This is a genomic window from Ruegeria sp. BF6, assembly GCF_056538665.1.
On sequence record NZ_JBQFTN010000001.1, the window covers coordinates 269,678 to 286,891 of the forward strand.

The 17,214-nt window shown below is 59.3% G+C and carries 21 protein-coding genes; 8 read left to right on the top strand and 13 right to left on the bottom strand.

The window, feature by feature from the left end; translation table 11 throughout:
* The first annotated feature begins 119 nt into the window (after positions 1-119).
* The 3 genes from surE (at position 120) to ACR0IM_RS01390 (ending at position 2,778) form a co-directional block, all read left to right on the top strand.
* A complete protein-coding gene (surE, locus tag ACR0IM_RS01380; RefSeq protein ID WP_480640250.1) occupies positions 120-902 on the top strand; it encodes a 5'/3'-nucleotidase SurE in 783 nt (260 codons plus the stop codon).
* Positions 899-1,549, top strand: a complete 651-nt coding sequence (locus ACR0IM_RS01385; protein WP_480680605.1) for a protein-L-isoaspartate(D-aspartate) O-methyltransferase — start codon at positions 899-901, stop codon at positions 1,547-1,549. The genes surE and ACR0IM_RS01385 overlap by 4 nt, the downstream gene beginning before the upstream one ends.
* Positions 1,550-1,611: 62 nt before the next feature.
* Complete coding sequence (locus tag ACR0IM_RS01390; protein ID WP_480589374.1) at positions 1,612-2,778, top strand: peptidoglycan DD-metalloendopeptidase family protein; 1,167 nt, start codon at positions 1,612-1,614, stop codon at positions 2,776-2,778.
* Between the two features lie 63 nt (positions 2,779-2,841).
* Here the strand turns inward: ACR0IM_RS01390 and ACR0IM_RS01395 are convergent, their stop codons facing one another.
* Both ACR0IM_RS01395 and ACR0IM_RS01400 read right to left on the bottom strand, forming a co-directional pair.
* Positions 2,842-3,513: a helix-turn-helix transcriptional regulator gene (locus ACR0IM_RS01395; protein WP_480589372.1), complete on the bottom strand. Its 672-nt coding sequence runs from the start codon at positions 3,511-3,513 to the stop codon at positions 2,842-2,844.
* A gap of 21 nt (positions 3,514-3,534) precedes the next feature.
* Complete coding sequence (locus ACR0IM_RS01400) at positions 3,535-3,840, bottom strand: hypothetical protein (RefSeq protein WP_480680606.1); 306 nt, start codon at positions 3,838-3,840, stop codon at positions 3,535-3,537.
* A gap of 219 nt (positions 3,841-4,059) precedes the next feature.
* Here ACR0IM_RS01400 and ACR0IM_RS01405 point away from each other — a divergent pair, with 219 nt between their 5' ends.
* From ACR0IM_RS01405 to ACR0IM_RS01420, 4 genes are all read left to right on the top strand, one after another.
* Positions 4,060-4,275: a twin-arginine translocase TatA/TatE family subunit gene (locus ACR0IM_RS01405; RefSeq protein ID WP_170325152.1), complete on the top strand. Its 216-nt coding sequence runs from the start codon at positions 4,060-4,062 to the stop codon at positions 4,273-4,275.
* Between the two features lie 6 nt (positions 4,276-4,281).
* Positions 4,282-4,740: a Sec-independent protein translocase protein TatB gene (gene tatB, locus ACR0IM_RS01410; protein WP_480680607.1), complete on the top strand. Its 459-nt coding sequence runs from the start codon at positions 4,282-4,284 to the stop codon at positions 4,738-4,740.
* Complete coding sequence (tatC, locus tag ACR0IM_RS01415) at positions 4,737-5,615, top strand: twin-arginine translocase subunit TatC (protein WP_170399418.1); 879 nt, start codon at positions 4,737-4,739, stop codon at positions 5,613-5,615. Before tatB ends, tatC begins: the two co-directional genes overlap by 4 nt.
* A 117-nt stretch (positions 5,616-5,732) precedes the next feature.
* Positions 5,733-6,575: an ATP-binding protein gene (locus tag ACR0IM_RS01420; protein WP_480680608.1), complete on the top strand. Its 843-nt coding sequence runs from the start codon at positions 5,733-5,735 to the stop codon at positions 6,573-6,575.
* Between the two features lie 59 nt (positions 6,576-6,634).
* On the opposite strand, the gene ACR0IM_RS01425 is transcribed toward ACR0IM_RS01420, so the two are convergent.
* The 11 genes from ACR0IM_RS01425 to alr all read right to left on the bottom strand — a co-directional run bounded on the left by ACR0IM_RS01425 (position 6,635) and on the right by alr (position 16,458).
* On the bottom strand, positions 6,635-7,279 hold the full coding sequence (locus ACR0IM_RS01425; RefSeq protein ID WP_480589367.1) for an SDR family NAD(P)-dependent oxidoreductase: 645 nt from the start codon (positions 7,277-7,279) through the stop codon (positions 6,635-6,637).
* Between the two features lie 41 nt (positions 7,280-7,320).
* Positions 7,321-7,569: a hypothetical protein gene (locus ACR0IM_RS01430; RefSeq protein WP_480589366.1), complete on the bottom strand. Its 249-nt coding sequence runs from the start codon at positions 7,567-7,569 to the stop codon at positions 7,321-7,323.
* A gap of 267 nt (positions 7,570-7,836) precedes the next feature.
* On the bottom strand, positions 7,837-9,360 hold the full coding sequence (gene purF, locus ACR0IM_RS01435) for an amidophosphoribosyltransferase (RefSeq protein ID WP_480589364.1): 1,524 nt from the start codon (positions 9,358-9,360) through the stop codon (positions 7,837-7,839).
* Positions 9,361-9,991: 631 nt separating this feature from the next.
* Positions 9,992-10,591: a CvpA family protein gene (locus tag ACR0IM_RS01440; RefSeq protein WP_480680609.1), complete on the bottom strand. Its 600-nt coding sequence runs from the start codon at positions 10,589-10,591 to the stop codon at positions 9,992-9,994.
* Between the two features lie 41 nt (positions 10,592-10,632).
* On the bottom strand, positions 10,633-11,994 hold the full coding sequence (radA, locus tag ACR0IM_RS01445) for a DNA repair protein RadA (RefSeq protein ID WP_480640256.1): 1,362 nt from the start codon (positions 11,992-11,994) through the stop codon (positions 10,633-10,635).
* 123 nt (positions 11,995-12,117) lie between these two features.
* Entirely contained in the window at positions 12,118-12,903 is a 786-nt protein-coding gene (locus ACR0IM_RS01450) for a DNA repair protein (protein ID WP_480680610.1), read from the bottom strand.
* A gap of 148 nt (positions 12,904-13,051) precedes the next feature.
* Positions 13,052-13,504, bottom strand: coding sequence for a paraquat-inducible protein A (locus ACR0IM_RS01455; RefSeq protein ID WP_480680611.1), 453 nt, complete (start codon positions 13,502-13,504; stop codon positions 13,052-13,054).
* Positions 13,501-13,905 carry a hypothetical protein gene (locus ACR0IM_RS01460; RefSeq protein ID WP_480680612.1) on the bottom strand — a complete coding sequence of 135 codons (405 nt, stop codon included), beginning with the start codon at positions 13,903-13,905 and terminating at the stop codon, positions 13,501-13,503. The genes ACR0IM_RS01455 and ACR0IM_RS01460 overlap by 4 nt, the downstream gene beginning before the upstream one ends.
* Complete coding sequence (locus tag ACR0IM_RS01465; RefSeq protein WP_480680613.1) at positions 13,902-14,648, bottom strand: ABC transporter ATP-binding protein; 747 nt, start codon at positions 14,646-14,648, stop codon at positions 13,902-13,904. The genes ACR0IM_RS01460 and ACR0IM_RS01465 overlap by 4 nt, the downstream gene beginning before the upstream one ends.
* Entirely contained in the window at positions 14,645-15,427 is a 783-nt protein-coding gene (locus ACR0IM_RS01470) for an MlaE family ABC transporter permease (RefSeq protein ID WP_480589355.1), read from the bottom strand. The genes ACR0IM_RS01465 and ACR0IM_RS01470 overlap by 4 nt, the downstream gene beginning before the upstream one ends.
* Entirely contained in the window at positions 15,424-16,458 is a 1,035-nt protein-coding gene (gene alr, locus ACR0IM_RS01475) for an alanine racemase (RefSeq protein WP_480680614.1), read from the bottom strand. The genes ACR0IM_RS01470 and alr overlap by 4 nt, the downstream gene beginning before the upstream one ends.
* 216 nt (positions 16,459-16,674) lie before the next feature.
* Here alr and ACR0IM_RS01480 point away from each other — a divergent pair, with 216 nt between their 5' ends.
* Positions 16,675-17,214, top strand: coding sequence for a GNAT family N-acetyltransferase (locus tag ACR0IM_RS01480; protein WP_480680615.1), 540 nt, complete (start codon positions 16,675-16,677; stop codon positions 17,212-17,214).

The window sequence follows — 17,214 nt, forward strand, 5'->3', positions numbered from 1 at the left end:
TCTGAAATCACAGTTTGAGCCCAAGTGGTGCGCGAAAGCCGCAGATTGCGGGTTCGCATTGCTTGCCGCCACGCTAGGGCGGGTCTATCAAGGTCAAAACGCAGCGGTGGATGGGGCATATGCGTATTCTTTTGACCAATGATGACGGCATCAACGCTCCGGGCCTGATCGCATTGGAGGCGGTTGCAGCCGATCTGGCCGGGCCGGATGGAGAGGTGTGGGTGGTCGCACCTGCTTTCGAGCAATCGGGTGTCGGCCATTGCATCAGCTATACCCACCCGATGATGGTTGCCAAGCTGGGCGAGCGTCGCTTTGCCGCCGAAGGCTCGCCTGCCGATTGCGTGTTGGCCGGGCTGCATGACGTGATGAAGGACGCACGGCCTGATCTGGTGTTGTCAGGGGTGAATCGAGGCAACAACTCGGCGGAAAACACGCTCTATTCCGGTACCGTCGGTGGCGCGATGGAGGCCGCCTTGCAGGGCATCCCGGCCATCGCGCTTTCGCAGTACTTCGGCCCGCGCAACCTGGGATTGGATGACCCGTTCGAGGCTGCGACCCGATTTGGTGCCGATCTGGTGCGGAAAATCCTGCATGCGACTCCGACAGAGCAGGGCGACTATCGGCTGTTTTATAACGTAAATTTCCCTCCCGTGCCTGCGGATGAAGTGTTGGGCACGCGTGTGGCCCCGCAAGGCTATCGCCGCGATACCCATTTCTCGGTCGAACCGCACAGCTCGCCTTCAGGGCGGCGGTTCCTGTGGATCAAGGGCGGCTATCAGCACAACCCGACCGCGCCAGGTACGGATGCGGCGGTCAATCTGGCGGGCTATATCTCGGTCACGCCGATGCGGGCCGATCTGACGGCGCATGATGCGCTTGAGGCACTGAAGACAATCGAATGACCGGACTGGATCCCGAAACGAAAATGCAGTTCCTGTTCGCTCTGCGGTCGCGGGGCGTGACGGATGCGCGCGTGCTGGCGGCGATGGAGCAGATTGATCGGGGCCGGTTCGTCAAAGGTCTGTTTGCCGAACGCGCCTATGAGGACACGCCGTTGCCGATTGCCTGTGGGCAGACGATCAGCCAGCCCTCGGTAGTGGGGTTGATGACGCAGGCGCTTGAGGTCAGCCCGCGGGATACGGTGCTAGAGGTTGGAACCGGCTCGGGCTATCAGGCTGCGATCCTGTCCAAGCTGGCACGACGGGTCTATACGGTGGAGCGTCACAAGCGTCTGGTGCGCGAAACCGGGCAGTTGTTTCGCGATTTGGGGCTGACCAATGTCACCGCGATGCTGTCGGACGGCTCTTTCGGTTTGTCCGAGCAGGCACCGTTTGATCGAATCATTGTGACCGCTGCGGCGGAAGACCCGCCCGGGCCGCTCTTGGCGCAGCTCAAAATCGGCGGTATCATGGTGTTGCCGGTGGGACAATCGGATGCGGTTCAGACCCTGATCCGGGTCCGGCGTACCGAAACCGGTCTGAACTATGACGAATTGTTGCCCGTTCGTTTCGTGCCCCTGTTGGAGGGGCTTGGCAGGGACGGGGCGTAAGTAAATATTCTGCAAAAGCGCCGGAACCCCGGAGAACAGGGGCAGGCGTTGAGGACAGTAAAATGAGAGCAGTTTCCAAATCAGCGATGCTTCGCTGCGCGACAGGGGTTGCGGTTGTGGCGTTCCTTGCCGGATGCGAGGGCCCGTTCGACTATGATCTTCGCGGGGAGGTCGGTGGATTTTCTACCGCTGACGCAGCGAGAGGCGTGACTGCTAATCGCCCAACGCCCGACGCGCGCGGAGTGATTACCTATCCTAACTACCAGGTGGCCGTCGCGCGCCGGGGCGACACGGTCAGTGATGTCGCCGCGCGTATCGGTCTGCCAGCGGGCGAGTTGGCCAGATTTAACGGGTTGCAACCGGCAGACCAATTGCGTGACGGCGAAGTGATTGCTCTGCCGCGCACCGTCAGTGCGGCCAGCACGGTGGATATCGCCACTATTGCCGGAACAGCGATTGACGAGGCTCCGGCGGATGGTTCGGTTCGGACATCGACGCTGGAACCTGCGCGACCCGTCGCGGCACCGGCGCCGACACCGCCCGTCGCCTCTGGGCCAGAGCCGGTTCGCCACAAGGTCAAACGGGGCGAGACGGCCTATACCATTGCGCGGCTCTATGATGTGCCGATTGATTCACTGGCAGAATGGAACGGGTTGGGGCCGGACTTTACAGTACGGGAAGATCAATTCCTGCTGATCCCGATCAAGAACCAACCAGCGCCGCAACAGGCCGCTGTGCCGGCCACCAATGTCACGCAGCCGGGGCAGGGATCGCCCACGCCGACACCGCCAAGCGCGACGCAACCTCTACCGGACGAGCAGATATCCCCGGCCGTGCCTGCGCCTGACGTGACCGCAGAAGCGCCGACCAGTCAGAGCAACTCGGCCCTTGGCCTGCCGGTCACAGGGACGATCATTCGGACTTATGCAAAGGGCAAGAACGAGGGGATCGATATCGCAGGTTCACCGGGCTCTGCCGTAAAGGCGGCCGAGGCCGGAACGGTTGCAGCCATCACCGCGGATGCCGATCAGGTGCCGATCATCGTGATCAAGCACAACAGCGATCTTCTGACGGTTTATGCGAATGTCGATAAAGCAACAGTCAAGAAAGGCGACCGCGTGCGCCGAGGGCAGCAGATTGCGTCCCTGCGCGGTGGGGATAACTCCTATGTTCATTTTGAAGTGCGCAAGGGATTCGAGTCAGTTGATCCTGAGCCTTACTTGAAGTGACGGAAAGGACCCGCTCCGGGCCATGCCGCGGGCGGGTATATCATTGGCCAGATGAAGAACGGGTCAGGTGTGTGGGTCGAAGTCGTCCAGGCGTTTGCCGGGTTCGTCGGCGAATATTTCAGGCAGAGGCTCGACCGCTTCGATCAGGTCGATTCGGAATACTCGGAATCCCTCGCGCAACTCGCACCAGGCGGTCAGGGTCCAGACACGGCCCCAGTATTCCATGTGTAGGGGTCGTATAGTGCGTTCCGTCAGGACACCGTCGATACGGCGGTAGGACAAACGCAGTTTCTGGCGTGATTTGATAGCGGCCCGGATCGGGGCCATATGCGCCAGCCCCCGCGCGGCGTCGGCAAAGGGGTAGACGGCGAATTTCCACGTGTCGGCCTCTGCCACGACCTGAGTGGGCAGCACCGCATCGATTTTGTCGGCGAGTGACTCGGCTGCTGCTTTCAGGTCCGGATCGGCAGCTTCGGCGACGATTGCCATGCCGAGGTTCAGAGCTTCCAGCTCCGCCGGGGTCAGGTTCAGTGGGGGCAGGGTGATTTGCTCGCGGACCATGTAGCCGACGCCGCGCTCGCCTTCGACCGGGACGCCCGATGCGACCAGCGTATCCATGTCGCGATAGATCGTGCGGACCGACACCTCGAGCCGGTCCGCGATGTCCTGCGCGCGGTGCAGTTTGCCGTCGCGCAGGATCTGAATGATATCAAAAAGGCGGTCAGTACGGCGCATGACACGCCGTCCGAACCGCGTTTAGGCCTTCATGTTCCATAGCACATTCTCATGGCGCATCTGTACGCTGTCTGGCTGGATCGCGGCCATAAGGGCCGGGGCAAAATCCTGCCGCGGGAATTGCGCTGCTGCGTCATGCGCGGCCTTCATATCCGTCCAGATGACGTAGTCAGTCCAGCGACCATCTTCCCCCTGGCTCAGCTGACGGTGGGCAAATCCGGGGGCTGAACGGACGAACGCCTCGGACGCCTGACTAAGTCTCACAAACTCCTCCGTCGTTGTGCCATTGGCGAGGGTGAAAGTGACGATTTCTGCAACATGGGTCATTTTAATCTCCGTTGACCAGGTTTCGATGCCCTCTTCCTAGCCACCAACAACTGACATAAACCTGTCAGTTGAGGAAGGCCAGCCCGTAAAAAACGTACGATCCGTTCACAATTCGGCGCGGAATTGATTTGCGTCACTTTTGCGCGCGGGCTTGTGGGCGTAGACACGGGGCCAGACAATATTCCCGGCGCGAGGCGCCGACGTACAAGGAGAAGAGACATGCTCAACAATATCGGCCTTCCCGGTCTTCTGCTGATCGCCGTTGTGGTGCTGGTGCTGTTTGGCCGCGGCAAAATCAGTTCGTTGATGGGCGAAGTGGGCAAGGGCATCACCTCGTTCAAGCGCGGCGTCAAGGAAGGCGCGGACGAGCTGGAGCAGGACGCAGCCGAAGTGGCCAAGGACGTCACTCCTGAGACCGACAAAGACAAGGCCTAAGTCCAGATGTTTGATCTGGGCTGGACCGAGCTTCTGGTCATCGGCGTTGTTGCCCTGATCGTTGTGGGGCCAAAGGACCTGCCGGTGCTGTTCCGCAATGTCGGGCGATTTGTCGGCAAGGCGCGTGGCATGGCGCGCGAGTTCTCCAGCGCCATGAACGAGGCCGCCGATCAGGCGGGCGTGAATGAGATCAAGAAAGGTCTCAACGCGGCCACCAACCCTGTCGGAACTGCAATGGATGGCGTGAAAGAGGCCGCGCAGGATCTGGCGAAAAGCATCGACCCGACCAAGTTTGACCCTGACAGCGAGACCGGCAAGCTGGCCGTTGAACGGGCCGAGCAGGCCAAGAAGATCCAGGCCTCGACCGCGCGGGCCGCTGCCGAACGCAAGGCCAAGGAAGCTGCTGACGCGCTGGCCAAGGCTGAAGAGGCCGAAGCCGCGCTGAAAACCGAAAGCAAGACATGACCAAAACCGACGAGATCGAGGACAGCTCGGCCCCACTGATCGAGCACCTGGCGGAACTGCGTACGCGGTTGATTCACTGCGTCGTGGCGTTTCTGGTCGGTATGATCATCTGTTTTACAGTGGCTACGCCGCTCTTTAATTTCCTGACTAACCCCCTGTGCAGTGTTCTGGCCGAACGGGGACAGGATTGCGGGTTGATCTTCATCTCGCCGCAGGAAGGGTTTTTCGTAGCCATCAAGGTCTCATTGCTGGGCGGTTTCATTCTGGCCTTTCCGTATATCGGAATGCAGATGTGGCGGTTTGTGGCGCCGGGCTTGTACAAATCGGAGAAGAACGCGTTTTTGCCGTTTATGCTGGCCTCACCCTTCATGTTCCTGCTGGGGGCGAGCTTTGCGTTCTATGTGGTCACGCCGCTGGCCTATGACTTCTTCCTAGGCTTCCAGCAATTCGGAGCCGAAGGCGAAGCCGTGACCGAGGGCGCAACCTCTGCTCCGCTGAGCGTGGTGTTTCAGGGCTCGGCGCAGGAATACCTCAACCTGACGATCAAGTTCATTGTGGCCTTTGGCCTGTGTTTCCAGCTGCCGGTTCTGCTGACCCTGATGGGCAAGGCGGGACTGGTTACCGCCGAAGGGCTGGGCTCGGTACGCAAATACGCTGTGGTCGCCATTCTGGTGCTGGCCGCGCTGGTGACCCCGCCGGACGTGATCACACAGATCATCCTGTTTGTGGTGGTTTACGGGCTCTATGAGGTATCGATCTTCCTCGTCGCTCGGGTCGAGAAAAAGCGCGAAGAGCAACTGCGCGCAGACGGCTACTATGACGACGAAGAAGAAGAGGCCGACGAAGAGATCATTCTGGAAGAAGACGGCAAGTAATCCTGTCGGTTGCTAACAATCAGGCGCGTCCTTCGGGGCGCGCCTTTTTCGTGCCGCGCTCTTGTTGTGCCGGGCGGAACATGGTTTGAACCCCGCAAGACAAGACCGGAGGCCCCAATGGACGATCAAGCCCTGAACCGCATCGCCGACGCGCTGGAACGTATGGCGCCAGCCCCTCTGGCTGCGCCGGACTTTGCGGCAGCCCCGGCTTTTGTCTGGCATGTGGAGCCCGATCGGCTGGAACCGGTCACGAAGGTCAACCGCGTCGATCTGGACCTGCTGGTCGGTATCAACCGATCCCGCGATACGTTGCTGGACAACACGCGCCGCTTCGCCGCTGGTTTCAAGGCCAACAATGCGTTGCTCTGGGGCGCGCGCGGGATGGGGAAATCCAGCCTTGTCAAAGCAGTGCATGGCTCCCTACAGGCCGAGCATCCGAACTTGAAGCTGGTCGAACTGCAGCGCGAGGACATGGGCTCGGTCGCACGCCTGCTGAACCATCTGCGCGCCGCGCCACACCGATTTATCCTGTTTTGCGATGACCTGTCGTTCAGCCACGATGATCAACACTACAAATCGCTCAAGGCTGTGTTGGATGGCGGCATCGAAGGCCGCCCCGAAAACGTCGTCTTTTACGCCACCTCGAACCGCCGCCACCTGATGCCGCGGGACATGATCGAGAACGAGCGTTCAAGCGCCATCAACCCGTCCGAGGCGGTTGAGGAAAAGGTTTCACTGTCTGATCGCTTCGGCCTGTGGCTGGGCTTCCATCCCTGCGATCAGGACGAGTATCTGGCCATGATCGACCGCTACTGCGCGGCCTACGGAGTGTCCGTCGCCCCCGAGACCCTGCGCGCCGAAGCCATAGAATGGCAGGCTACACGCGGCGCACGCTCGGGCCGCGTGGCTTGGCAGTTTTTTGTCGATCTCGCCGGGCGCAACGGCGTTCACATCGCGTAACCCGCCCGCTTCATCTGGCCAAAAAACCTTCGCCGGAGGCATGGCCCAAAGGCCATTCCTTACAGTAACGCCAGAATTCTCGCGGCCTCATCCGCCGTGCTGGTCAGCGCATCCCGATCCTCGCCGGGATGGAACCGGGCGCGCACAGCTGTTGGCATCGGCTTGGGCTCGACAATTGTCACGCGTGGACCGGTCCGTTCGGTTTCCAGCGCCCAGCTGCGCGCAAGCGCCAACTGAGCGGCCTTGGTCGCACCATAGATGCCATAGAATTTTTCACCCGCTTTGGGATCGTCGAAGAACACCGCGTGGCCCGCCTCACCCAACAGGGGAGAGATATAGGGGATCAGGACCGACGTGGCCGTGGCGTTGGTGTTGACGGCTTTGGTCCATTCCTTCGGGTCGATGAAGTGCGTGGGTGTCAGGGCGGATGTGTGAACTGCGGTATGCAGCCACAGGTCCACCTTGCCCCAACGGTCGTGAATGCCCCGGCACAGGGTCGCCATGGCATTTGGATCAGCGATGTCCATGGGCGCAAGCGTCGCCGCGCCGCCTTTGGCGCGGATGCGATCATCCAGCTCTTCCAGCCCGCCGGTGGTGCGGGCAACGGCGACGATGTGATATTCGGGTGCCAGTGCCTCAGCCAGGGCAGCGCCCAGCCCGCGAGAGGCCCCGGTGACGAGGGCAATTTTACTCTGATCGGTCATGACAGCGGTTTGAACCCCTGCGCGAAGGGCGTCAAGCAGGATTAGCTGCCGGGTATAACGATCCGCTTGGTCTGGCCGCTTTGTCGCAGCATCACACCTTTGTCATCAATGGCGACCACTGTGCCCGTTGAGACCCGGCTGCCCGGTTTGACCTCTTTCACGCGCCCCGAAGACATGCGCACCAGCGCGCGCATATCCGATTTCGACCCGAAGACCCCCAGAACGGACACAGAGCTTTTGTTCAGCGCACCCTTTTGCGTGGCTGCACTTGTGACGGTTGCGTTTGACATTAATTCCGGCCTGACCGCGGTGGCCCGACCCCTTGTTATGAGTGGTTGGTTGCCGGAGGCCTAGCAAACCGGAGCCACGACTAAAAGCCTGACCGAAGGACGAGAAAGCGGCTGGCGTCACAACCCCGCCGAAACCCTTGCGATTGCAATTTCTTCACCGAAGGGTTGTGCGCGAAAACCCACTCATGGACCTGAATTCCGGGCACAAATTGGCCCGCGTCACGTCAGCGAGGCGGGCCGAAAGCTGTATTGATTCGGTTTTAGAACTTATCCCGAAGCCAGTTTCGCTCCGTTCCACGACCCACCGGGCACCAGCATGTCCTCGCGCTTTTTGCTGACGCGGCTGCTGTTCTCCAGACTGTCCAGGTAGTCGTCGCTGACACTGCCGGTGATGTAGTTGCCATCAAAACAGGAGCAGTCGAAAGCCTCGATCTCGGGGTTGCCTTCCTTGGCGGCCCAGATCAGGTCTTCGAGGTTCTGGTAGAACAGGGCATCCGCCCCCAGCTCTTGCCTGATTTCTTCAATGTCTTTGCCATGAGCGACCAGTTCATGCTTGGTGGGCATGTCGATGCCATAGACATTGGGGAATTTCACCGGCGGCGAGGCGCTGGCGATATAGACTTTTTTCGCCCCGGCTTCGCGGCACATCTGCACGATCTTCTTGATCGTGTTGCCGCGCACGATCGAGTCGTCGATCAGCAGCACGTTGTGATCCTTGAACTCCAGCGGCACGGCGTTCAGCTTGCGACGCACTGATTTCTGACGCTCTTCCTGACCGGGCATGATGAAGGTCCGTCCGACATAGCGGTTCTTGACCAGACCTTCGCGGTAGGGGATGCCGATTGCCTTGGCGACTTCCAGCGCGACCGGACGGGCGCTGTCGGGCACAGGAATGATACGATCGATATCTAGCCCGGCGTCCTCGATCTGCCGGGCCAGTGTCTGGCCCATGCGCATCTGGGTCTTGTAGACCGAAACACCGTCCAACAGCGAGTCAGGCCGTGCCAGATAGACATACTCAAAGATACAAGGTGTCAGTTTCCCTTGGACCGCCTGGAACGTGTGCATGTTCCCTTGCAGATCTATCAGGATCGCCTCACCGGGTTTGACGTCTCGCAATTTTTTAAAACCGTTGATACCGAATGCCACGTCCTCCGAGGCAAAGGCATAGTCGTCACCTTTGCCATCCACGTTGCGCTTGGCGACGGACAGCGGCCGAATGCCATAGGGGTCGCGGAAGGCCAACATGCCGACACCGGCAACCAGACAGATCACCGAATAGGCACCCTGAACCCGTTCCATCGTCATCTTCACGCCGGCAAAGAGATTGCGGATGGGCTCGGCATTGCCATTCACCTTGATCGCATCGGCCACTTTGTCGGCCAGCACGTTCAGCAGGATCTCGGAATCCGATGTCGTGCGTAGGTGGCGGCTGTATTTGGCGGTCACTTTCTCGCGCTGTTCGGCGGTGTTGGTGATGTTGCCGTTGTGGACCAGATAGATGCCGTAAGGCGCGTTCACAAAAAATGGCTGCGCTTCGGCTGCGCTGAGCGATCCCGCGGTGGGGTAGCGCACATGGCCCATCCCGATCTTGCCCAGCAGGGTCTCGGCGTCCTGCGCGTTGAACACGTCCTTGACCAGGCCGTTGGCTTTCTTCTCACGGAAGAACTCGCCGTTATAAGTGACGATGCCCGAGGCGTCCTGACCCCGGTGCTGCAGCATCAGCAGCCCGTCATAGATTTCCGCAAAGACATCATGCGTCCTGCTTGCGATCCCCAAAATCCCACACATGTACGGGCTCCAACTTCTACGACGTTTTGACTAGCGATGATGATCTGAACATCTGCATGGGTGTAACTGTTCGCCTTGCCGCCATCCCGGCTGTTGGTGCAGACGCGTCATCGTCACGAGGGCGAGCGCGAAAGTAAACAGGGTCAGCAAGATCGGTGGCTCCGATTCCATGTCAGTTCGGCATCCACATAATGCCTTACGGGGCCTGTGTCATCAAAGGATCACAATTGTTGTTTCCTGCGGGTGTATTTTGCCTGTCACGGCTTCAAAAGGTGACATGGGCGCAGGCTTGTGCTGTCATGACGAAAGTCATGAGTAGTTTCATAAAACTCGGTTCGACTGGGGCAGCGCCATGTGGCAACACAAGCAAGGAAAAAAAAAGGAAGAGCCTGTAAAGCGCCGGTGCCATCGATGCCGCGGTATGGGACGCGCGCCTTGCCCAATTTGCAATGGAGCGGGAGAGGTCCTCAAGAGCCGCGATATACACGGCAAACCTATAATGGGTCGCTGCGAAGGCTGCTTCGGTCTAAAAACCATCAGATGTACAGTCTGCTCGGGCGAGGGTTTTGTCAGCTAAACCCTGCCGCGCAGCAGCAAAAAACAACGCCCGGACAATGCCGGGCGATATTTCTTATTCGGTGGTGGCCGGTGCCGCCGGTTGTTCCGTAGTCTCGGTGCCACCGTTGCAGCTTGCCACAAGCTCCTCATATTGCTGAGTGACCCAGCCCAGAGCCTGTTCCGGGTTTTGTTCTTCGATCCGGTCGCTGAATTGTTCGAAAACTTTGGCCGAGCGGCTTTCGTCGACGATCGTGTAAGACTGACCGGTCATAACGGTGTCATAGACAAAGAAGGCGATGGCCACCAACAGGATGCCGCGTGCGATGCCGAAGAAGAAGCCAAGTGCCTGATCCAGCCCGCCAATGGCCGAACGCTGAACGATCGACGAAAACAGCGGTGTAAAGATGCTGACCACGATCAGCGCGATGGCAAACACTGCGGCAAAGCCGGTGATCACCGACAATTCGCAGCTGTCGCGCAGGAAATCTCCGACAACCGGGATCTCTTTCACCAGCGGCACGGCTTGGGGTGCAAAAATGAAGGCCAGAACAGCCGCCGCGACCCAGCCCGCGATGGCCAATACCTCACGTAAAAACCCGCGCGAATAGGCCAGCAGGCCCGACACGACGATGATCAGGGCAACCACCCCGTCGATTATTGTAAAACCTTCCATGGCCCTCGCCTGTATTTTTTTCTGCCCCTCAAGGCGTTACTTTAACCTGCTCCGAAGGTTTCGCCAACAAACCCCACCAAATCAGAGGGTCGGGTGAGTGTCAGACCTGCCACAGTGCCGGTTTTGCCGCCCGCCGGAGCGATCGCCGATGTGAAACCAAGTTTTTGGGCTTCTTTCAACCTGTTTTCTGTCTGTGGGGCCGGTCTAAGTGCCCCAGATAACGAGATTTCTCCGAAAACGACAGTATCTGCGGGCAGGGCTGTGTCTTCACGGGCACTTAGCAGGGCAGCAGCGACAGCGAGGTCGGCGGCGGGCTCGCTGACTTTCAGCCCTCCGGCCACGTTCAGATAGACATCGAGACCTGCGAAAGGGATACCGCAGCGGGCTTCAAGAACGGCCAGGATCATGGCCAGCCGCCCACTGTCCCATCCGACCACGGTACGGCGGGGTTGGGAATGAGGGGATGGTGCCACAAGTGCTTGTAATTCTACCAAAACAGGGCGTGTTCCTTCGATACCTGCGAACACGGCCGATCCGGGGCTGGGTGTGCCGCGTTCCGACAGGAACAGGGCCGAGGGGTTGGTCACCTGGGCCAACCCTTTGCCGGTCATTTCGAACACGCCGATCTCATCTGCGGGGCCAAAGCGGTTCTTGACCGCGCGCAGGATGCGGAACTGATGGCCGCGCTCGCCCTCGAAGTAAAGCACAGTATCGACCATATGCTCGACCACGCGAGGGCCTGCGATCTGGCCTTCCTTGGTGACGTGACCAACCATGATGATCGAAACACCGTGTCGTTTCGCAAACGTGGTCAATTCATGCGCTGCGGCCCGGACTTGTGACACCGAGCCGGGGGCGCTGTCCACATTGTCCGCCCACATGGTTTGAATCGAGTCGATGATGGCCAGGCCGGGCTTTTCCGCTTCGAGCGTCGTCAGGATGTTGCGCAGGTTTGTCTCGGCGGCCAGTTGGACCGGCGCATCCTCAAGACCAAGACGGCGCGCGCGCATGCGAACCTGCGCACTGGCTTCCTCGCCCGAAACATAGATGGTTTTAACGCCCGCGCGGGAAAACCGAGCAGCGGCCTGTAAAAGCAGAGTGGACTTGCCGATCCCGGGGTCTCCGCCCACCAACAGGGCAGAGGCGGGGACGAGTCCGCCGCCCAACACGCGATCCAGTTCCTCGACCCCGCAAAGGGTACGCGGCGGGGGCGTTTCTTCGGTCGACAGGTCGGTGAGAGCGATGGATTGACCGCGTTTGCCGCCCAAAGATTTCTTGGCCGGGCCAGCGGAAAGGGGGACGTCCTGCGATATGGTGTTCCATTCACCGCATCCGTCGCAACGCCCGGACCAGCGCGAATGTGTCGCGCCACAGGCCGAGCAGGAGAAAGTCGTCTTTGCCATGGGGCCTTGGTGCCCGAGGACAAGCGTTTCTTCAAGCCCTGACGGGCTTTCATCTCGGCCGGTGAGGGGCCGCGTCCTCAGGCCCCCAAACGGGACCATCGTCCGCGGCGGGTGCTGTCGCACCTATTCCGCGGCGCGGGGCGGTCGCGACATGGCAACAACGCTGGACGCTTTGGAGGTCTTGTCCTTCGGAGGGGTCTGCAACTGGGCCGACAACTCGGGCAGCAGTTCAAAGAGTTCATCACGCAAACGGGATAGCTGCGATTTGGCGATGGATTCTTCCAACTCGACATCCCGCGTCCATTGGCGCAGTTCGCTCTGGATTACCCGGGCCTCTTCGAGCCGCTTCTGGAACAGCTCGATCTCTTCCTGGCGTTGCTGCAGGAAGGTTCGCGCGCGGTTGACCCGGACGTCGCCATAGGTCTCGGCCAGTTCGTGACTGATCTGGCTCATCTGAGCTGCAAGCTCCAGTATCTCAGGCTCAAGCGATTGAAGGTCAGGGTGCTGGCGCAAGAAGGCCATCCGCTCTTTGACAGCGTCGAATTCGGACGACATCATGAACAGTCCTTCGCGATCGGTCGCATGGGCCATCTGATAAGCCGACGAGATGTCATGCATGTTCAGCGCGAACTTTCGATGGTTGTTTTCCAACGCCATCATCCGCGCATTGGCTGGCAGGTAGAACGCCAGCATCAGAATCAGCGCGGTCAGGCCGATCTGAACGTACATCCCGGCATCGGTTACCGTGCCGTCACCGAACCCGGCTTGAATCGAGAGCCAAGGTAAAACTCCCAAAGCGGACAGAAGTGTGGCTGAGACGGATAGCAAAGCGGTTGAGCATATCAGGAAAAAAGTCAGTTTTAAAAAGGCATTCTGAAATTGCAATGTGATAGTATGGAGGGCGGTCATGATTGACGAACTCCTTCTGGAACCGGTTAACACCAAGCCCAAGCGGAGACACCTAAAACACACAGAATGATCCGCTGCGGACCCGTAAACTACAAATTTTTGCTGCTCGAAATATAATAATGATACTCAGATAAATGTTTTCAATCAATTAGCTCTGAGAATTTCGTGATCTGCGTGTCATTTCGGTAATGTGGCCCAATGCGATTGAGGCCAGAATACAGGCCGTGAACAGGTAGAGGCCCCATGCGGTTTCAATAGTTGCGTAAGAGATTCCTTTGGCCAGCGTGATGTAGAGCGCGATCAGAAAGATGTCGGCCATGGCCAGTTTCCCGAGGATGTTGAGCGCGGGTTGGACGCGTGCGTCCAGCAAGTCCCATTGGATCAGAGCGGTGCCGATGGTTTTGATATAGGGTGCGAAGAGAGCGAAGATGGTGACGATCAGCGCCAGAAAGATGTCCGATTTCCATAGGGATTGCAGGCCGGTGATGACGCTGATTTCCGACAGGCCGAAGATCGGCAACAGGCCAGCGCGCATCAGTGGGGCGAACCACGCGATGGGGTAGAGGATCAGGAGCGAGAGGGTGGCGAGGCGGAGGGTCATGTCAGATTGACTTGCTGCAGCCTGAAGGCACTCCACCCAAACAAAACAGCCATGAGAACAAAAAACACGGCAACAAAAATGGCAGTTCTGCGGGCGTTCAGTGATATTATGAATAGCTCTTTGTGAAGAATATATGCAGAAACAGCGACACCGATAACGGCTGGAAGTGTCGCGAGTATACTTACAGAATCCGAACTAAACGCGATTACGTTCGAAATCAATGCGCCGGGAATGAAGCCGTACAAAAGCGCTTTCATTACCGGTTTCATGGTTTTGAATGCGCGAATTGGAGAGAAAATCAAACCATGTATTGAAAAGATTGTGATGAACCAGACGATCAAAACTGAGTTGAAGTAAATTCCCGGCAACGAAAAGAAAAAAATTTGGGTTGAATTCATCATCGCACCGCCTCAATAGGCCCTTCCGCACTCCCACTGATGAACTGCTCGACATAAGGATCACCCGAAGCATCCATCTGGCTGACCGGGCCGGTCCACTGGATGACGCCCCCGTGCAGCATGGCGACGTTGTCGGCAATCGCGCGGACGGAACTCATGTCGTGTGTGATGGTCATCGCGGTGGCGCCCATCTCGGTCACGATCTCGCGGATAAGATCGTTGATGACGCCGGACATGATCGGGTCCAGACCTGTGGTAGGCTCGTCGAAGAAAATGATCTCGGGCTCGGCAGCGATGGCGCGGGCGAGGCCGACGCGTTTCTGCATCCCACCGGACAACTCCGACGGAAACCGGTCGGCCACGTCGGATTTCAAACCCACGCGGCGCAGTTTCTCGATGGCGATCTCGCGGGCGTATTCCGGCGGGCGCTTCAACGGGCCGCGCAACAGGCGGAAGCTGACATTCTGCCAGACGGGCAGCGAGTCAAACAGGGCCGCGCCCTGAAACAGCATCCCGAAGCGAGCCAGAAACTTATCGCGGTCGCCCTTGGTCGCGTCCTTGCCGTTCACGTAGATCATGCCACTGTCGGGCTTGATCAGGCCCAGGATACATTTCAGCGCCACGGATTTACCGGTGCCAGAACCGCCGATGATGACCATCGAAGTGCCTTGGGGGATCTCAAGGTTCATGCCTTGCAGAACCTTATTATCGCCAAATGTCTTATGTACATTCTCCATCCGGATCATAGCGAGAAGAACACCCCTGTCAGAATGAAGTTGGCGGCCAGAATCATGATGGCGGCGGATTCGACCGAGGACTTGGTGGCGCGGCCCACACCCTGCGCGCCGCGGCCCGAATCCATACCGTAATAGCAGCCCATGATCGCTGCGATCAGGCCGAAAGCGGCCCCTTTGACAAGCGATGAAACGATGTCACGAGCTTCAAGGAAATTGACCGTGTTCGACAGGTAGTTTGCCGGATTGAAACCCAAATTCTGTGTCGCGACCGCATAGCCGCCTGCGATGCCGATGATGTCTCCGATCCCGACCAGCAGCGGAACGGTGATCAGCGCGGCCAGAACGCGCGGGGCGGTCAGGTATTTCATCGGGTGGGTGGACAGGGTGACCAGCGCGTCGATCTGCTCGGTCACTTTCATGGTGGCGATCTCGGCCGCGATGGAAGAGGTCACGCGTGCCGCGATCATCAGGCCGACCAGAACGGGCCCCAGTTCGCGTACCATTCCGATGGCGACGATTTGTGGTACCACGGCCTCGGCGTTGAAACGGGCGCCACCAGCGTAGATTTGCAGGGCCAGAGCGCCACCGGTGAAGATGGCCGTCATGCCAACAACCGGCAGCGACAGCCAGCCGATATTCATCAGCGCAACGACAAACTCTCGCGGGTAGTAAGGCGGGCGGAAGATGTGCGAGATCGCATCCACCGAAAACAGCGCGACTTTGCCGAAGGTGGCGAACAGCGCCAGGACCGCCCGGCCCAGACCGCCCAGCAGGTTGAGCGGGTTCATTCCACGTAACCCCTAGAAAAGCGCGCGCCAAGCGAGGTGAGGATTTCATAGCCGATGGTGCCCGCGGCTTCGGCCAGATCATCGACGGTTTGGTGACCGTTCAGAATGCGCAGGCGTTCAGGGTCTTCGGGCAGGTCGGTAACGTCGACGGTGATCAGATCCATCGAGATCCGGCCAACCACTGGGCAGGGCTTACCGCTAGCGAATGTGTCAATACCGCCGCCTATGGCACGGTGCAGACCGTCGGCATAACCTGCTGCCACGGTCGCGATGCGCGATGGGCGACGGGCAATCCAGCTGTTGCCGTAGCCGACGGTTTCTCCGACCTCGACTGCGCGTACCTGAATGACGGGCAGATCGACAGTCACCACGGGCTTGGCGTCGGCAAAGGGCATGCCTCCGTAAAGGCCGACACCGGGGCGGCAGAAGTCGAAATGGAATTCGGGTCCCAACAACGTGCCGCCCGTGGCCGCCAGAGACCGGGGGGCGGTGACGCCGTCCGTCATCTCGTGGAAGGTTTTCAGTTGCTGGCGGTTCATCGGGTGGTCGGGTTCATCCGAACAAGCCAGGTGCGACATGACCACCGCCGGGTTCAACGGCTCGGCCTTGGGGCGCAGTTCGGCCCATTCTGCCGGTTCCAGACCCAGTCGGTTCATACCGCTGTCCAGCTGAATGCCAAAGGGGCGATCCGGCAGTGCTTGTTGGTGGCGCAGAAATTGTTCGGGTGAATTGATCAGCGGCGTCAGGTCATGAGCGCGCAGCAGGTCGGTGTCACCCTCCATATGGCCCGAGAACACGCCGATCATGGGGCCGGCGCCAATGGCCTTGCGCACGACGACACCTTCTTCCGCAACGGCAACAAAAAACTTGCGAACGCCTTCCTCGGCAAGGGTCGCGGACACCGGCCCAGCCCCCAGGCCATAGGCATCGGCTTTGACCACGGCGCCGGTCTCGACATCCGTTTTTGCGTTGAGCGCCCGCCAGTTGCTGGCCAGCGCCTGAAGATTGATCGTCAAACGTGCGGTACTCATGGTGCTGTTCATGACATTGGAGCGCGGCAGGTCAAGGGGGAATACGGCAATTCTTGTGCATATCGTTGCGATACCGCGCAGCTTTTGGCCAGTGTCGCAAGGCCTTGGCGAAAAAAGGCCTTTATGGCCTTGCACTGAGTATCGCCATTGTGTTCGCGCTGTGATCAACTGCGGGCATTGAAGGGGACTGTCGATGTTGCTGAATTGGAGCGGAATATGTTGAACCTGACCGCTGACTACAAGGCCAGAGCCGCTGAGTTGCCGGGACTGTTTCGGGATGTCTTTACCGCGTCCGAGGGCGAGGACGAAGGGCGCGTGGTCGGAGCTTTGGCGGCAGATCTTTTGAACACGACCCCCGGGGAGGATCTGCTGGGCGTTCTGGCCGTGGACCGCGACGTGCTGGCCGGGTGTATCCTGTTTTCTCGGCTTCACTATGATCAGGACCCGCGAAAGGTGTTCCTGATGTCTCCGGTGGCGGTGCGGACTGATCGGCAGAAATCAGGGGTCGGTCAAAAGCTGATCGGTTTCGGGCTAGAGCAGTTGCGCCTGCATGGTGTGGATTTTGTCGTGACTTACGGCGACCCGGCCTTCTACTGCAAAACCGGGTTTCAGCCGATGACCGAAGCGGACGCTCAACCGCCCATGCCGCTGAGTATGCCACATGGATGGATCGGGCAATCTTTGCGGGGTAATGAGACGCCAATTGAAGGCCCTTCGCGCTGTGTCAGCGCGTTCAACAGGCCCGAGTTGTGGTAG

Coding starts and splice junctions, on each gene's coding strand:
- surE (WP_480640250.1), top strand. CDS start 120: ATGCGTATTCTTTTGACCAATGATGACGGCATCAACGCTCCGGGCCTG.
- ACR0IM_RS01385 (WP_480680605.1), top strand. CDS start 899: ATGACCGGACTGGATCCCGAAACGAAAATGCAGTTCCTGTTCGCTCTG.
- ACR0IM_RS01390 (WP_480589374.1), top strand. CDS start 1,612: ATGAGAGCAGTTTCCAAATCAGCGATGCTTCGCTGCGCGACAGGGGTT.
- ACR0IM_RS01395 (WP_480589372.1), bottom strand. CDS start 3,513: ATGCGCCGTACTGACCGCCTTTTTGATATCATTCAGATCCTGCGCGAC.
- ACR0IM_RS01400 (WP_480680606.1), bottom strand. CDS start 3,840: ATGACCCATGTTGCAGAAATCGTCACTTTCACCCTCGCCAATGGCACA.
- ACR0IM_RS01405 (WP_170325152.1), top strand. CDS start 4,060: ATGCTCAACAATATCGGCCTTCCCGGTCTTCTGCTGATCGCCGTTGTG.
- tatB (WP_480680607.1), top strand. CDS start 4,282: ATGTTTGATCTGGGCTGGACCGAGCTTCTGGTCATCGGCGTTGTTGCC.
- tatC (WP_170399418.1), top strand. CDS start 4,737: ATGACCAAAACCGACGAGATCGAGGACAGCTCGGCCCCACTGATCGAG.
- ACR0IM_RS01420 (WP_480680608.1), top strand. CDS start 5,733: ATGGACGATCAAGCCCTGAACCGCATCGCCGACGCGCTGGAACGTATG.
- ACR0IM_RS01425 (WP_480589367.1), bottom strand. CDS start 7,279: ATGACCGATCAGAGTAAAATTGCCCTCGTCACCGGGGCCTCTCGCGGG.
- ACR0IM_RS01430 (WP_480589366.1), bottom strand. CDS start 7,569: ATGTCAAACGCAACCGTCACAAGTGCAGCCACGCAAAAGGGTGCGCTG.
- purF (WP_480589364.1), bottom strand. CDS start 9,360: ATGTGTGGGATTTTGGGGATCGCAAGCAGGACGCATGATGTCTTTGCG.
- ACR0IM_RS01440 (WP_480680609.1), bottom strand. CDS start 10,591: ATGGAAGGTTTTACAATAATCGACGGGGTGGTTGCCCTGATCATCGTC.
- radA (WP_480640256.1), bottom strand. CDS start 11,994: ATGGCAAAGACGACTTTCTCCTGCTCGGCCTGTGGCGCGACACATTCG.
- ACR0IM_RS01450 (WP_480680610.1), bottom strand. CDS start 12,903: ATGACCGCCCTCCATACTATCACATTGCAATTTCAGAATGCCTTTTTA.
- ACR0IM_RS01455 (WP_480680611.1), bottom strand. CDS start 13,504: ATGACCCTCCGCCTCGCCACCCTCTCGCTCCTGATCCTCTACCCCATC.
- ACR0IM_RS01460 (WP_480680612.1), bottom strand. CDS start 13,905: ATGATGAATTCAACCCAAATTTTTTTCTTTTCGTTGCCGGGAATTTAC.
- ACR0IM_RS01465 (WP_480680613.1), bottom strand. CDS start 14,648: ATGATCCGGATGGAGAATGTACATAAGACATTTGGCGATAATAAGGTT.
- ACR0IM_RS01470 (WP_480589355.1), bottom strand. CDS start 15,427: ATGAACCCGCTCAACCTGCTGGGCGGTCTGGGCCGGGCGGTCCTGGCG.
- alr (WP_480680614.1), bottom strand. CDS start 16,458: ATGAGTACCGCACGTTTGACGATCAATCTTCAGGCGCTGGCCAGCAAC.
- ACR0IM_RS01480 (WP_480680615.1), top strand. CDS start 16,675: ATGTTGAACCTGACCGCTGACTACAAGGCCAGAGCCGCTGAGTTGCCG.